The organism is Pseudomonas sp. 24 E 13 (assembly GCF_900004715.1).
In the GTDB taxonomy this organism is placed as follows: Bacteria; Pseudomonadota; Gammaproteobacteria; order Pseudomonadales; family Pseudomonadaceae; genus Aquipseudomonas; species Aquipseudomonas orientalis_A.
Genome location: NZ_CVTO01000150.1, coordinates 22,012 through 34,553 on the forward strand (window position 1 = coordinate 22,012; position 12,542 = coordinate 34,553).

Annotated in this window: 14 protein-coding genes; 8 read left to right on the top strand and 6 right to left on the bottom strand. The window is 61.6% G+C overall.

Annotated features, from left to right (window positions below):
* Nucleotides 1–11: 11 nt before the first annotated feature.
* The 8 genes from BFP90_RS21605 (at nucleotide 12) to BFP90_RS21640 (ending at nucleotide 8,022) form a co-directional block, all read left to right on the top strand.
* Nucleotides 12–1,502, top strand: a complete 1,491-nt coding sequence (locus BFP90_RS21605) for an aldehyde dehydrogenase family protein (protein ID WP_065897945.1) — start codon at nucleotides 12–14, stop codon at nucleotides 1,500–1,502.
* A gap of 27 nt (nucleotides 1,503–1,529) precedes the next feature.
* Nucleotides 1,530–2,324, top strand: a complete 795-nt coding sequence (locus BFP90_RS21610; protein ID WP_065897946.1) for an SDR family NAD(P)-dependent oxidoreductase — start codon at nucleotides 1,530–1,532, stop codon at nucleotides 2,322–2,324.
* Nucleotides 2,325–2,336: 12 nt separating this feature from the next.
* Nucleotides 2,337–3,377, top strand: a complete 1,041-nt coding sequence (locus BFP90_RS21615; protein ID WP_065897947.1) for a WD40/YVTN/BNR-like repeat-containing protein — start codon at nucleotides 2,337–2,339, stop codon at nucleotides 3,375–3,377.
* Between the two features lie 11 nt (nucleotides 3,378–3,388).
* Entirely contained in the window at nucleotides 3,389–3,847 is a 459-nt protein-coding gene (locus BFP90_RS21620; protein WP_065885625.1) for a VOC family protein, read from the top strand.
* Between the two features lie 15 nt (nucleotides 3,848–3,862).
* Nucleotides 3,863–4,465 carry an amino acid synthesis family protein gene (locus BFP90_RS21625; RefSeq protein WP_065897948.1) on the top strand — a complete coding sequence of 201 codons (603 nt, stop codon included), beginning with the start codon at nucleotides 3,863–3,865 and terminating at the stop codon, nucleotides 4,463–4,465.
* A 157-nt stretch (nucleotides 4,466–4,622) separates the two neighbouring features.
* A complete protein-coding gene (locus BFP90_RS21630; protein ID WP_065891974.1) occupies nucleotides 4,623–6,230 on the top strand; it encodes a bifunctional 3-(3-hydroxy-phenyl)propionate/3-hydroxycinnamic acid hydroxylase in 1,608 nt (535 codons plus the stop codon).
* Complete coding sequence (locus BFP90_RS21635) at nucleotides 6,227–7,006, top strand: 2-keto-4-pentenoate hydratase (protein WP_065891973.1); 780 nt, start codon at nucleotides 6,227–6,229, stop codon at nucleotides 7,004–7,006. Before BFP90_RS21630 ends, BFP90_RS21635 begins: the two co-directional genes overlap by 4 nt.
* 74 nt (nucleotides 7,007–7,080) lie before the next feature.
* Nucleotides 7,081–8,022 carry a helix-turn-helix domain-containing protein gene (locus tag BFP90_RS21640; protein WP_065885629.1) on the top strand — a complete coding sequence of 314 codons (942 nt, stop codon included), beginning with the start codon at nucleotides 7,081–7,083 and terminating at the stop codon, nucleotides 8,020–8,022.
* Between the two features lies 1 nt (nucleotide 8,023).
* Here the strand turns inward: BFP90_RS21640 and BFP90_RS21645 are convergent, their stop codons facing one another.
* The 6 genes from BFP90_RS21645 to BFP90_RS21665 all read right to left on the bottom strand — a co-directional run bounded on the left by BFP90_RS21645 (nucleotide 8,024) and on the right by BFP90_RS21665 (nucleotide 12,390).
* Nucleotides 8,024–8,932: an ABC transporter six-transmembrane domain-containing protein gene (locus BFP90_RS21645; RefSeq protein WP_065885630.1), complete on the bottom strand. Its 909-nt coding sequence runs from the start codon at nucleotides 8,930–8,932 to the stop codon at nucleotides 8,024–8,026.
* Nucleotides 8,920–9,222 carry a hypothetical protein gene (locus tag BFP90_RS21650; protein WP_240997021.1) on the bottom strand — a complete coding sequence of 101 codons (303 nt, stop codon included), beginning with the start codon at nucleotides 9,220–9,222 and terminating at the stop codon, nucleotides 8,920–8,922. The genes BFP90_RS21645 and BFP90_RS21650 overlap by 13 nt, the downstream gene beginning before the upstream one ends.
* Before the next feature lie 102 nt (nucleotides 9,223–9,324).
* Entirely contained in the window at nucleotides 9,325–9,534 is a 210-nt protein-coding gene (locus BFP90_RS27705) for a hypothetical protein (RefSeq protein WP_083203298.1), read from the bottom strand.
* 62 nt (nucleotides 9,535–9,596) lie between these two features.
* On the bottom strand, nucleotides 9,597–10,673 hold the full coding sequence (locus BFP90_RS21655; protein WP_065891970.1) for a sensor histidine kinase: 1,077 nt from the start codon (nucleotides 10,671–10,673) through the stop codon (nucleotides 9,597–9,599).
* A complete protein-coding gene (locus tag BFP90_RS21660) occupies nucleotides 10,670–11,398 on the bottom strand; it encodes a response regulator (RefSeq protein ID WP_065885633.1) in 729 nt (242 codons plus the stop codon). The genes BFP90_RS21655 and BFP90_RS21660 overlap by 4 nt, the downstream gene beginning before the upstream one ends.
* A gap of 167 nt (nucleotides 11,399–11,565) precedes the next feature.
* Nucleotides 11,566–12,390 (bottom strand): AraC family transcriptional regulator, encoded by an 825-nt coding sequence (locus BFP90_RS21665; RefSeq protein ID WP_065898012.1) that lies wholly within the window; start codon nucleotides 12,388–12,390, stop codon nucleotides 11,566–11,568.
* Nucleotides 12,391–12,542: the final 152 nt, after the last annotated feature.

A 12,542-nucleotide genomic window follows, 5' to 3' on the forward strand; every position in this document is an offset into this window, starting at 1 on the left:
AGGAGTCGACCATGAACCAGCTCCCATTATTACCTGCCGTCCAGGCGTTCCTGGACCAGCCCGGTCGCCTGTTCATCGGCGGTACCTGGCAGGACGCCGCCAGCGGTCGCCGCTTTGCGGTGGAAAACCCGGCCACTGAACAGACCCTGACCGAAGTCGCCCAAGGCGATGAGCGCGATGTGAATGCCGCCGTTGCGGCCGCCCGTGCAGCGTTTACCGGCGCCTGGGCCTTCCAGTCACCGGCGCAACGCGGACTGTTGCTGTTTCGCCTGGCCGATCTGTTGGACCAGCACCGCGAGGAGCTGGCGCAACTGATCACCCTGGAGAACGGCAAGCCGATCGCCAACGCACGGGGTGAAGCGGCCAGCGCGGCCAACATCATTCGCTACTTCGCCGGCTGGCCCAGCAAGATCGAAGGCAGCACGCTGCCCGTCTCGCCGGCCAGCGGCGCGCCGATGCTCAACTACACGTTGCGTGAACCGGTCGGTGTCTGCGCGTTGATCGTGCCGTGGAACTTCCCGTTGACCATGTGCGTGTGGAAGCTCGGCCCGGCGCTGGCCACCGGTTGCGTGGCGGTGCTCAAGCCCGCCGAGCAGACGCCGTTGGTGGCGATTCGCCTGGTGCAACTGATCGAGGCCGCCGGTTTCCCCGCCGGCGTGGTCAACCTGATCACCGGCCTGGGCGCCGACACCGGCGCACCGCTGGCACAGCACCCGGACGTGGACAAGATCGCCTTTACCGGCTCGACCCAGGTCGGGCGGCTGATCGCCCAGGCGGCCACCGGCAACATGAAAAAGGTTTCGCTGGAGCTGGGCGGCAAGTCACCGAACATCATTCTTCCAGACGCCGACATTGTGCGCGCCGCCAAGGGGGCCGCCGATGGGATTTTCTACAACCAAGGGCAGGTGTGCACGGCGGGTTCACGCCTGTATGTACACGCCAGTGTGCTCGACCAGGTGCTCGAAGAATTGCAGCGCCATGCCGCCGCCTATGTGCTGGGTAACGGCCTGGACCCGGCCAACAGCATGGGGCCGTTGGTCTCCGCGCGGCAGTTGAACACCGTCAAGGGTTACCTGCAGCGGGGCCAGGAGGAGGGCGCCGAACTGATCTGCGGCGGCGGCCGTCCCGAACACCTGGAGCAAGGGCATTTCATTCAACCGAGCGTGTTCCTCGACCGTGCCGAGCGCGCCTGTGTAGCTCGCGAAGAAATCTTCGGCCCGGTACTGACCGTCATGAGCTGGAACGAAATCGACGACCTGGTGCTGCGCGCCAACGATTCGCCGTATGGCCTCGCCGCGGGCCTGTGGACCCGCGACCTGCGCTCGGCGCATCGCGTGGCCGCACAGCTCAAGGCCGGCTCGGTATGGATCAACTGCTGGAACGTGGTCGATCCCTCTTCACCGTTCGGTGGCTACAAACAATCCGGCTGGGGCCGGGAAATGGGCAAGAACGTGATCGATGCCTACACCGAGACCAAGAGTGTGTTTGTCGATCTGGCCTGAACTGAATAATCACAAGAGGTAATTGCTATGGATCTGGAATTGAAAGGCCGCGTGGCCATTGTCACCGGTGGCGGTATGGGCATCGGCAAGGAAGTCGCACGTTTTCTCTCCGAGGAAGGCTGCAAGGTGGTGATCTGCGCACGGCGCATGGCGTTCCTGCAGCTGGCGGCCGAAGAGATCACCGCACAGACCGGCAATGAAGTGCTGCCGCTGTTCTGTGACACCAATGACATGAAGGCCGTGTCCGAGATGGTCGATGCGGCGTACAAGCATTTCGGCCGTATCGACATCCTGGTCAACGGTGCTGCGGCGCCATCGGGTGTGGTGCGCAATGACATCGAACACGCCGGCGACGATGAACTGCTGTCGGACCTCAACACCAAGGTGATCGGCTATTTCCGCTGCGCCAAGGCTGTGACCCCGCACATGAAGGCGGGCGGCTTCGGTCGCATCATCAACATCGGCGGCCTCACCGGGCGCAGCAGCAAAGTGCTCTCGGGCATGCGCAACCTGGCCATCGCGCACATGACCAAGACCCTGTCCGACCAGCTTGGCCCGTCGGGCATTACGGTCAACCTGATTCACCCCGGCGTCGTCGATACCCCGCATATCCAGGAGCTGTACGAGCGCGAAGCAGTCAAGCAGGGCAAGACTGCCGAGCAGGTCGAGCAGGCCTACATCGACGCCACACCGATTCGCCGCACCCTCGCACCGATTGAAATGGGCTGGTTGATTGGCTTCCTGGCGTCGCCGAAAGCCGGCGCGGTAACCGGTGAGTCCATCGGCATCGACGGTGGTTTGACGCGCGGCATCTATATCTGAGGAGTATCAGAGATGAGTAACGGAACCCTTTTGGTCGCCACTGTCGGGCAAGCGGTGATTCGCAGCGCCGACGATGGCAAGACCTGGCACCGCCTGGGCCTGGGGCAGGACCTTGAGTTCGATGCAATCACCCGGTCCCTGAGTGTGCATCCTGGCACGCCGGAGCGGATCTACGCCGGTACCGACGTGGGCTTGTGTGTCAGCCAGGACACCGGCGGGCATTGGCAGCGCATCGATTCGCCGTTCAACGGGCAGACCGTGTGGAAGGTAGCGGTCGACCCACAGGACGCCCAGCGGATTTTCGTCGGCACCGGCGCGCCGTCGCGTGCCGTGTTGTGGCGCACCCTGGACGGTGGCCTGAGCTGGGATCGCGCTCCGGTGGAGATCCCGGAGTTCTGCGACGGCGTCAGCCGTCCCCGCTTGCTGGCCTTCGCCTATGACCCCACCGACCGCAACCAACTGTGGTTCGGCCTGGAAGAGGGTGGGCTGTTTCACTCCCGTGACGGCGGTGACAGCTGGACCCGCGTCGACGACCGGCTGCTGTGGGACTACAACTCGGACATCCACAACATTGTGGTACTGCCCAATCACGGTGAAAAAGTCATCGTGGTGGTTTGCGTCAATGCGGTTTACCGCAGCCTGGACGAGGGGCTGACCTGGACCGGCATTGTCGGTCGCGAAGCCTTCGGCCTGTATTACCTGCGCGCCATGAACGCGCCGCTGGGCACGGAAAACGAGCTGTACCTGAGTATTTCCGATGGTACGCCGGGCACCACCAGCAAGATCCTGATATCCCGTGACGCTGCACTCACGTGGACCGTGCTGCCCCTGCCGCAACAACCCAACTCCTGCGTTTGGGCGATTGCCTTCAACCCGGCCAACCCGCGCCAGATCGTGGCGGGCACCAAGTATGGGCACTTGTTCACCTCCGACAATGGCGGGGATAGCTGGCAGAAGCACTGGCGCGAATTCAGCGAGATCGCAGATGTGCTCTGGACGCCTGCCGTGGCGCAGATCAAGGCCGGGCATCAATCCATCGTCAAGAAGAACTGAGGTAATCAGTGATGAAAGTCAAAATCCTTCGGACTCACTTATCGCTATTTGTGAGTGATCCTGATGTGTCGGCACTGTGGTACGCCGACATCCTGGGCATGCACGAAAGTGCCCGGGGCGAAAGTTGGGTCATGATGGCATTTGGCACCAAGCATCACGACATCGCCTTGATTCGTGCAGAACCGGGCGCCCACCAGGGCGGCCTGGGCCTGCAGCACTACGGATTGGAAATCGAAGGTGACATGACCACCTTGCGCCAGCTCTACGGCATGTTGCTGAAGAAGGGGGTGGAGGTGGTGAAAATTACCGATCATGAAATCGGCAACGGCCTGTATTTCAACGACCCCGATTGCAATCGCATGGAATTCTTTCTCGAGACCGAGCATGACGATGCGTGCGGCAAGGCCCGCTTCAAGGCCGCCCGTGCGCCGAGTCGCAACATCACGCTTGATCCCCTTGACCCGATTTGAACCGAGGTTCACCTGATGAAAACCGCGAATTTCGCCAGCTATCACATCCGCAAATGGTACAGCTTCGTCGAAGAAACCCTGGCTAACGAAAGTGGCCAGTTGGCCGATGGCGAACCGGTGTTCAAATACGCCGTGGCCGCCGTGATCGCCAACCCGTACGCCGGCCGTTACAGTGAAGACCTTGCGCAATTGATCGAGCCGTCGCCGTTGCTGGGCGAAGAGTTCGGCCGGCGCATTCAGGCCCTGGCCGGTGCCCGCACGATCGAAAGCTACGGCAAGGCTATCCTGGTAGGCAGCGCGGGTGAGTACGAGCACGGCAACGCGTTCCTCACCAACCCGGCCGCCGACCCGATCCGCGTTGCCCTGGGCGGTGGCAAGTCGTGGGTGCCGTCCACCGGCAAGCGTGGCGGCCCGGGTTCGACCATCGACGTGCCGCTGGCGCACAAGGATGCACTTTACGTGCGTTCGCACTACGACACGTTCTCGGTGACATTCGGCGACGGCCCCTCGCCGGATGAGCTCGTCGTGATCTGGGCTTTCGCCACGCGTGGACGTCTGCATGCACGCTTGGGCGGGCTGAAAGTAGAAGATGTAAAGGGCCTTGACGGCCTGCACTGATAAAAGCACAGCAATTGTAGGAGCGAGCTTGCTCGCGAAGAACCCACAGGCGCCGCGTTCGCTCAGCAAGAACGCGTTATCGTTGAAGTTCTTCGCGAGCAAGCTCGCTCCTACGCGGTGCCGGACCCAAACCACAACAAGAAAGCGGTGAATAGCGATGAAGCAGGAGAAAACCCAGGTTGTCATCGTGGGCGGTGGCCCCAACGGCATTACGGCCGCGCACTATATGGGAATGTACGGTATCGACTGCATCGTCCTTGAACTGGCCGATGGCATACTGCCTTATCCGCGTGCCGTGGGCATGGACGATGAGGCATTGCGTGTGTTGCAGGGCATCGGTATCGCCGAACTGGCGGTACGCGACATGATTTGCGATGTGCCGCTGCGCTACTACAACGCGCGCGGTGTGTGTTTTGCCGAGGTCAAGCCAAGTGCTGCGCAATACGGCTGGCCGATGCGCAATATTTTCATGCAGCAACTGCTCGAAGGCACCTTGCGCGAAAACCTTGGGCAGCACACCAGTGTCGAGTTGCGCCAGGGGCATGAACTGCTTGAACTTGAGCAGGACGGGCAGGGCGTGACGCTGCAGGTGCGCGGCGCCGACGGCGAGCTCTACCAGCTCCAGGCCGACTATGCGATCGGCGCCGACGGCGGCCGCTCCACGGTGCGTAAAAAGCTTGGCATTGAACTGCTGGGGTTGACCCATCCACGCAAATGGGTGGTGGTCGATACCGCCAACGACACGCTGGACGCACCTTATACAGCCCTGCATGCCGATCCGCAGCGGCCCTTCGTGTGCATCTACTTGCCTTACCAGCAGCGGCGCTGGGAGTTCATGCTGATGGAAGGCGAGGACGAAGCGAAAATGTGCGAAGAGGCGACGATTCGCAAGCTGATCCACGGGCATATCGGCGACGCCGTCGACCAACTCAACGTCATTCGTATTCGTGCCTATACGCACCACTCGCGCGTCGCGGCGCGCTTTGTCGAAGGGCGTGTGGCACTGGTGGGTGATGCGGCGCATATTTCCCCGCCCTGGGCCGGGCAAGGCCTCAATTCCGGCCTGCGCGACGTGGCCAACGTGGCCTGGAAGCTCGCCGCGATCATCCAGGGCCGGGCGGCGCCATCGATCCTGGCCAGTTACGACCAGGAGCGACGTGGCCACGCCACCGAACTGGTCGCCCTGGCCGACAATATGGGTGCTGTCCTTGGCTTGACCAACCCGCTGATGGCCGGCGTGCGCGACTGGCTGTTCCAGGCCGTCAACAGCGTCGACAATCTGCGCTCGCACTTGCTGGAGTTCAAATTCAAACCCAAGGCGACCATCACCAAGGGGCTGGTCTATCACGAGCGGGCCGAATTGCGTGAGGATGACCTGGTCGGGCAACTGTTCATCCAGCCCAATATCGAGGACGCCCAGGGCCAGCGCCGGCGCCTGGACGAAGTCCTCGGCAACGGCTATGCCGTGCTGGGTTATCGAGTGAACCCGCGCGCACACCTCAGCGAACCGATGGCCGAGTATTGGGCTCGTTGGGGCACGCGTTTCATCCAGGTCAATCGGTCGCGCAGCGGCGTGGGGCGTAACCAGCCGCTGACGGCCAATGACGCCGTGAGTGTGGAGGACGTGGATAACCGCTTGGGCGAATGGTTCTCCAAGGTGCGCGACTGCATCGTGGTGGTGCGTCCGGACCGTTTTGTCGCGGCGATTACCACCCCGGAGCGGCTTGATGGGGTACTGCGCAAGCTGGCGGAGCAACTGTCATGAGCGGCGCCAACGCGTTGCTCGTTGAACTGGACGAGGCCTTGCGCAGCGTCCAGCCCATTGCTCCTTTGGCGCCCGAAGCGCTGGACCGGCTGGAAGGCTACGGTCTGCAGCGCCAGGGGCTCGTGCGGCGCCAGGCCGGCGGCGAGCGGTTGAGCGGCTGGAAGGTCGCCTTTGCCGGCCGTGCGGCGCAAGCACGCTTCGGCCTCGACGAACCGGTGTACGGCGGCCTCACCACGGTCATGCAGGTCGAGCCGGGCAGTGCGGTGTCACTTGGGCGGTTGATCCAGCCCAAGCTTGAGATCGAACTGGCGTTCGTCTTCGGGCGCGCGCTGGAACCGGGCGACTACGCGGATGAGGAGATTCTTGCGGCCATCGCCCAAGTGGCGCCGGCGTTCGAAATCGCCGACTGCCGCTGGCAAGGCTGGCGTTTCGGGCTTGGCGCGTTCCTGGCCGATAACGCCGCCGCCGCACTTTACTGTGTAGGACCGCATGTGCCGTTCGACCCTGTGCGGCATGCCTGCGTGGCGTATCACCTGGAACATGAGGGTGTGTATCTGGGGAGCGGCGATACCCTGGACCGAGAAGACACGCCCCTGTTCAACCTGTGCTGGCTGGTGCGACGCCTGCTGGCCGATGGTCATCGCGTGGAGGCCGGGCAGGTGGTGCTCTCCGGTGCGCTACTGGCGCCGATGGATATTCAACCGGGCACTTATCATCTGCACATGCTTGGCACGGAACTGGCTTTGGTTTTCCAGGCGGGCGTTGTGCCTGTCTAACGCCAACCAATGTCACGGACGACTGAGCCCCTTCGGGCCAATAGCAATAACCCGGCGGCCGAGGAGTGACGAATATGCTCGCTGAAGTCCGAACCTTCAATGACTCCCAACAGCACGCCGGCTCGATCCATGGCTGGCAGCAGGTGTATGACCAGCTCGGTCGTGGCTGCCTGACCAGTGAGCTGCGGCAGCTGTCCGGCGATCGCTTCCAGATCTTCCAGGAGGTGCTGGACAAGCGCGTGGTGCAGCATGGCCGCTCGCCCCAGGGCCGCTTGTGCGCAGCCATGTCACTGGGCAACCCTCCGGTGGTCCAGGGGCAGCGGGTAAGTGCGCAAAGCGTAGTGCTGCTGCGTGATGCCGAAGAGTTCGTATTGCATGCGCCGGAAGGCACGCATTTTTTCGCGTTCAACGTCGATGCCGTGCGTTTCGCCAAGCTGGCGGCCTTCGAGTTATCCAATGAGCAACTCAAGCGTTTGACCAGCGTGCCCGCGCTTAACGTGGATGAAACGTTACTGCTGCGCATTCGTCAGCGCATTCACCCCTTGTTTCGTCACTTTCTGCAACACGCGGACGCCATCAGCCCGGCGTCGGAAAAAATCCTCGAAGACGAGCTGCTCGGTGCGTTCCTCGACCTGTTCAGTCACGCCAGCGATGAAGTCCGTTGCCGGCGTGGCAATTTTGCCGTCAGCGCCTATCTGGTCAGGCGCAGCCAGGAATTGATCATCGCCAGTGGCGATACCCCGTTGAGCATCCTGGACCTGTGCGAGCAGTTGCGTGTCAGTCGCAGGACGCTGCAGAACAGTTTTCAGGCGGTAACCGGCATGCGGCCGGTTGAATACTTGCGCAATTTGCGCCTCAACGCGGTCAGGCGACGCCTGATCGAAACCTGCCCGAGCCAGAAAAACGTCGGAGATATCGCCGTGGCCATGGGCTTTTTTCACCTGAGCCATTTCGCCACGCATTACCGCGAGCTGTTCGGTGAATCGCCCTCCGAAACGCGCAGGTCACCGCGCTGAATCACGCCAGGCCTGGGTCCACGCGCTTGCCGATATCCTTGAGCCGCGCCAGTTGGTCGATCATCGAGGGGGCTTCATCCAGGCAACTGACGAAGGTCCACAGGTAGGTCATCACCGCATAGATATGCCCGGCTTTCACCGCCGGCGCCAAGGCCAGTTGGGTGATCGCGACCACGAACAGCAGCGCCGCCAGAATGCCGATGGACAGGAAAGCCACGGCTTCACGATCCGATAGCCAGATGCGCAGCCGCGACAGCACCTGATAGTGGCGGTGCAAGGTGTGCGCACCGACCGTTTCCACCAGGCCGATTTCCTTTTCCAGTCGATTGTTCAGGCGTTCATGCAGGCGTTGATTGCGTCGCGCAAAACCCGGCATGAGCGTGACGCACAGCAGCAGCGCCAGCAGACAGGCCAGGCCGACCCAGGGCTCGATCACCAGCAGCATGCCCGCCGCCCCGACGATTGACACCAGCGCGGTGGCGATTGTCGGCACGTGCTTTTCAAAAAAGTCGACGAAGTCCCGTGCCAGCACGACCCGCGCCGCCGCCTTGGAGGTGCTGTGGCGCTGCAGGCGCTGGTTGAGAATCACCGGCACTGCAAGGTCTGCGTAGATGCGCGTAAAGGTCCGCGTGTCCAGCGCCCGCCGCGCCGCGCCGACTACCCAGAAGCCAAGGACCACGGCGGCATACCACAATGCACTGGCGGCATCGCCGCGGATGATCGAGTCCACGGCAAACCCGGCGAACAGCGGGTAGGCCAGCAACAGCGCATTTTCCAGTGCGACAAGCGACAAGGTGCCGAACAATTTACCGGGGTAGGCCCGGGCGATGGCCTTGAGCGTCTGGCTGGCGGATTGCTGCCCCAGCTTTTTACTTTCTTCGAGCAGAATCGGCGGTGTTACGGATGCCATGGTGCACCTGTGGCGCGCGTTGCGCGTTGATCATCGTCGCGGGAGATGCCCAGGCGATAACGCGCTTCATCGGTCATCAACAACAGATCGGTCTGGACTTCTTCGATAATGATTTCCAGGGTGATCAGGATGCAAATGGCCGGCGCCATCAACAGCCAGTGATAATAGGACTGAGTGATCAACGACGCACAGACGCCCACCAGCCACAGCGCCAGGACACACGAGGGCGCATGCCGCTGCAATGGAATCCAGAAACGCTGCAACTTTCTGAGTTTGAACGTATAGAGCATCAATGATGCTTCCAGTTGTTTAAGGGTAATAGTGTTGCGAGCTGAATGCATTGTAGGCATAACAGTTATCCACGCTAGAGCGTTAAACAAGGGAGCCAGGCGTTACACAGTGCGGTTATTCGCTGCCTGGCGTTCCAGTTCAGGCAGCGTTTTATTGAGCCAGGCGAGATTGACTGCTTCGACTTCCACCCAGTCACCCGGGCTTGGTACTCCTTCGCAACTCATGAAAGCGATACAACGTCCGTGTATGTCCAGTAAGGCAAAGTGGCGATATTTAGTTGCTCTTTTGAATAGGGAAATACACAGGCGCATGCCATCACCTTGGTGAGTGCTGATAAAGCAAACCTCGCTCTACGGTTGTCAGGATTGGATAGTCAAATGGGTGCCGTTGGCCAACTGAGTTCAAATAACGTGCCGCCATGTACAAGTGTTCGACAGGCCACGGCGCCGCCATGGGCCAGTGCAATCGAACGCACCACGGCAAGGCCAAGGCCACTGCCGCCCTGGGCACGGGAACGCGAACTGTCGCCGCGTTGAAACGCATCGAAAATAAGCTCGGCGAACGGTTCGGCGACACCCGGCCCCTCATCCGCAACCCTGAGGAAATGACCGCGTTCGTCACTGCCGAGCTGGACGCTGACCTTGCCCGGCGTGGCATGCCGGCGCACGTTGTCCAGCAGCGCGAGCAATGCCTGGCGAATGCGGGCAGGGTCGCAGTTCACGGGGCCTTTGCGCAGGTCCAGCAGCAGCACGAACCCGGCAGCGTTCAGGCTGGGTTCGAACAACCGCGCTTCGGCCTCCAGCGCATCGGACAACTCGACTTGCCGGATTTCAAGTTTCAGGTAGCCGTTATCCCCCATGCCCACGACACGTAAGTCTTCGACCATGCGGGTCAAGCCTTCGACCTGGCTCAGCAGGCTGTAGAACTGCGCGGTGTCCGGCTCGAATACGCCCTCGGCCAACCCCTGCAGACGGCCACGCAGGATGGTCAGCGGGGTGCGCAGTTCATGGCCAATCGCGGCGTTCCAGAAGGCTTGTTCTTCGGCCATGCGTTTCAATCGGTTCGCCATGCTATTGAAGTCATTCACCAGCCGGGCGGCTTCGCCCGGAGAAACGTCGGGCGCCACTGCCCGTGCATCCAGGTCGCCGTCAGCCAGGCTGCGCAGACTGGCCGCCACCGAGTTCAGCGGCATGAGAATGCGTCGGGCCAATTTGACGGCCACCGCCACGCCGACGCCCAGGCTGACGCAGGTGATCAAGCCCATCCAGGCCCATTCCACGCCGCTGGGCAGCCATTCATCCGACTCCAGCTCCAACTGCGTCGGCGGCGACAGCGCCCACAGCAACGAATAGAACACGTAGGTACCGACGACCGCGAGTGCGATGACGCAGAGCACCACGGCGGTCATCGACAAGATAATCTGGCGGCTCATGCCGCTGCCGACGTTCATGCCTGGCTCCCGAAGCGGTAACCGACGCCACGGATGCTGGTCGGTACGCCGCGCAGGCCGAGGTCTTCGATCTTGCGGCGCAGCTTGCTGATATGGCTGTCGACCGTGCGCTCCAGGCTGTCGCTCTCGGGGGAGCAGAGCACCAGCAGTTCGGCTCGGCTGAACACACGACGCGGCGACTTTGCCAACTGCGCGAGCAACCTGAATTCGGTCACCGTCAGCTGCAACGGCTGTTTTCGCGTGCCGATGCGCACGCTCACCTCATGGTTGTCGATGTCGATCTCGAAGGGGTCGACGCGCAGCACACTGTGGCCACCGCCATGCCCCTGGTCGGCGCATCGACGCAGCACGGCCTGGACCCTGGCGATGACTTCCGCCGGGTTGAAGGGTTTGACGATGTAGTCATCGGCGCCTATGCGCAGCCCCATGAGCTTGTCCATGTCCTGATCCTGGGCCGTCAGCATGATCACGGGCGTGTTACCGCGATGACGAACTTCGGCCAGCACCATCCAGCCGTCAAGCTTGGGCATCAGCACATCGAGCAGCAACAGATCGGGCTTGAGCGTCTGATGCAGCTCCAGCGCGCGCCGCCCGTCCTGAGCATGCGCGGTTTTAAAGCCGGCGCGCTTGAGGTAGGCCGAGAGGATGTCGGCAATTTCCGGCTCGTCTTCGGCGATCAGGACCAGTGCCTGGTTGGAGCTCGATGCAAGGAGTGATTCAGTCATGGTGTGCTCGGTCGATGTGCTGGGCGGTGGCTCAATGCTGCAACGGCGCGCAGGCGTTCAGCAACGGATAGGATGATGCCTCGTCAGCATGCACGTTCAGCGTAGGATTTATGGAGAAATGATGGAGGTGCTAAATAATTTTTTCGGCGAGGGCAGGGGACAGGGATTCAGGCGAAGCAGATGCGGTCGTTATAGGCGTTTCGCAGCATTTTGCGTTGGTATTCGCAGGGCGTGGTACTGACCAGTTTCTTGAAGTCGCGCAGGAAGTGCGACTGATCGGAAAAGCCCAGGTCCAGGGCCAGTTCCGAGAACGACACATCGTGTTGGGTATTGAGGGTTTCCAGCGCCGCCTGGCAGCGGATGATCCGGCAGAAGGTCTTGGGCGACAGGCCCGTGTCCTGGCTGAACTGACGATGAATGGTGCGGCTGGTGTAGCCACTGAGGTGTTCCAGCTGTTGGATGCGCAGGTCGCCGCGATGGGCGAGCGCCTGTTGAATGACCATGGCCGTCAACTTCGAGGTCCTGCCCATCAGGCGCGGGATCAGATAGTCGTTGAACAGCTTCATTTGCTCCTGCAACTGCGGGGCCTGGACGATGCTCTCGAAAATGCGCTGAGCAAACGCAGACACCTCCAGCAGGTCCCATTCCCGTTCGGTCAGGTCCTCGGCCATTACGGTGATAAAGCCGGGAATCACCCCCGGCGAAAAGCGCACGCCAAAATAATGATGACCCTGCAGCAACTCCACGCGCTGCGCCACCAACGGCGTGCCGCAAATCCTCACGCTGGGGCGCGTGGGGTCACAGTCGAACACGATGTCCACACAGCCATCCGGAACCGCCAGCAGGTCGGCCGAGTGGGCAACGTCGAAGGCGTAAAAATGCGAGATCGCCGGGTGATCCGAAGGCATTACCGAATAGCGCGATGAATTGAGTACGAACCAGGGTTGTTCGTATGCAGTGTGGTGCTTCAGCGGCGCACACAGGTTGACCATGACCGGACCTTTAAATGGTGTTATGCGCGAATATTCACGCATTTATCGCGCCAATTCCTGCGCGCGGAATAGATGTCGATGTCCGAAATTTACAATACCGCCCAGGTTCGCCCGCTGATACTCAAGGTCGATAGCGTGGAGCCGCGCCTACC

Coding starts and splice junctions, on each gene's coding strand:
- BFP90_RS21620 (WP_065885625.1), top strand. CDS start 3,389: ATGAAAGTCAAAATCCTTCGGACTCACTTATCGCTATTTGTGAGTGAT.
- BFP90_RS21655 (WP_065891970.1), bottom strand. CDS start 10,673: ATGAACGTCGGCAGCGGCATGAGCCGCCAGATTATCTTGTCGATGACC.
- BFP90_RS27705 (WP_083203298.1), bottom strand. CDS start 9,534: ATGCGCCTGTGTATTTCCCTATTCAAAAGAGCAACTAAATATCGCCAC.
- BFP90_RS21640 (WP_065885629.1), top strand. CDS start 7,081: ATGCTCGCTGAAGTCCGAACCTTCAATGACTCCCAACAGCACGCCGGC.
- BFP90_RS21615 (WP_065897947.1), top strand. CDS start 2,337: ATGAGTAACGGAACCCTTTTGGTCGCCACTGTCGGGCAAGCGGTGATT.
- BFP90_RS21605 (WP_065897945.1), top strand. CDS start 12: ATGAACCAGCTCCCATTATTACCTGCCGTCCAGGCGTTCCTGGACCAG.
- BFP90_RS21650 (WP_240997021.1), bottom strand. CDS start 9,222: ATGCTCTATACGTTCAAACTCAGAAAGTTGCAGCGTTTCTGGATTCCA.
- BFP90_RS21635 (WP_065891973.1), top strand. CDS start 6,227: ATGAGCGGCGCCAACGCGTTGCTCGTTGAACTGGACGAGGCCTTGCGC.
- BFP90_RS21645 (WP_065885630.1), bottom strand. CDS start 8,932: ATGGCATCCGTAACACCGCCGATTCTGCTCGAAGAAAGTAAAAAGCTG.
- BFP90_RS21665 (WP_065898012.1), bottom strand. CDS start 12,390: ATGGTCAACCTGTGTGCGCCGCTGAAGCACCACACTGCATACGAACAA.
- BFP90_RS21630 (WP_065891974.1), top strand. CDS start 4,623: ATGAAGCAGGAGAAAACCCAGGTTGTCATCGTGGGCGGTGGCCCCAAC.
- BFP90_RS21610 (WP_065897946.1), top strand. CDS start 1,530: ATGGATCTGGAATTGAAAGGCCGCGTGGCCATTGTCACCGGTGGCGGT.
- BFP90_RS21625 (WP_065897948.1), top strand. CDS start 3,863: ATGAAAACCGCGAATTTCGCCAGCTATCACATCCGCAAATGGTACAGC.
- BFP90_RS21660 (WP_065885633.1), bottom strand. CDS start 11,398: ATGACTGAATCACTCCTTGCATCGAGCTCCAACCAGGCACTGGTCCTG.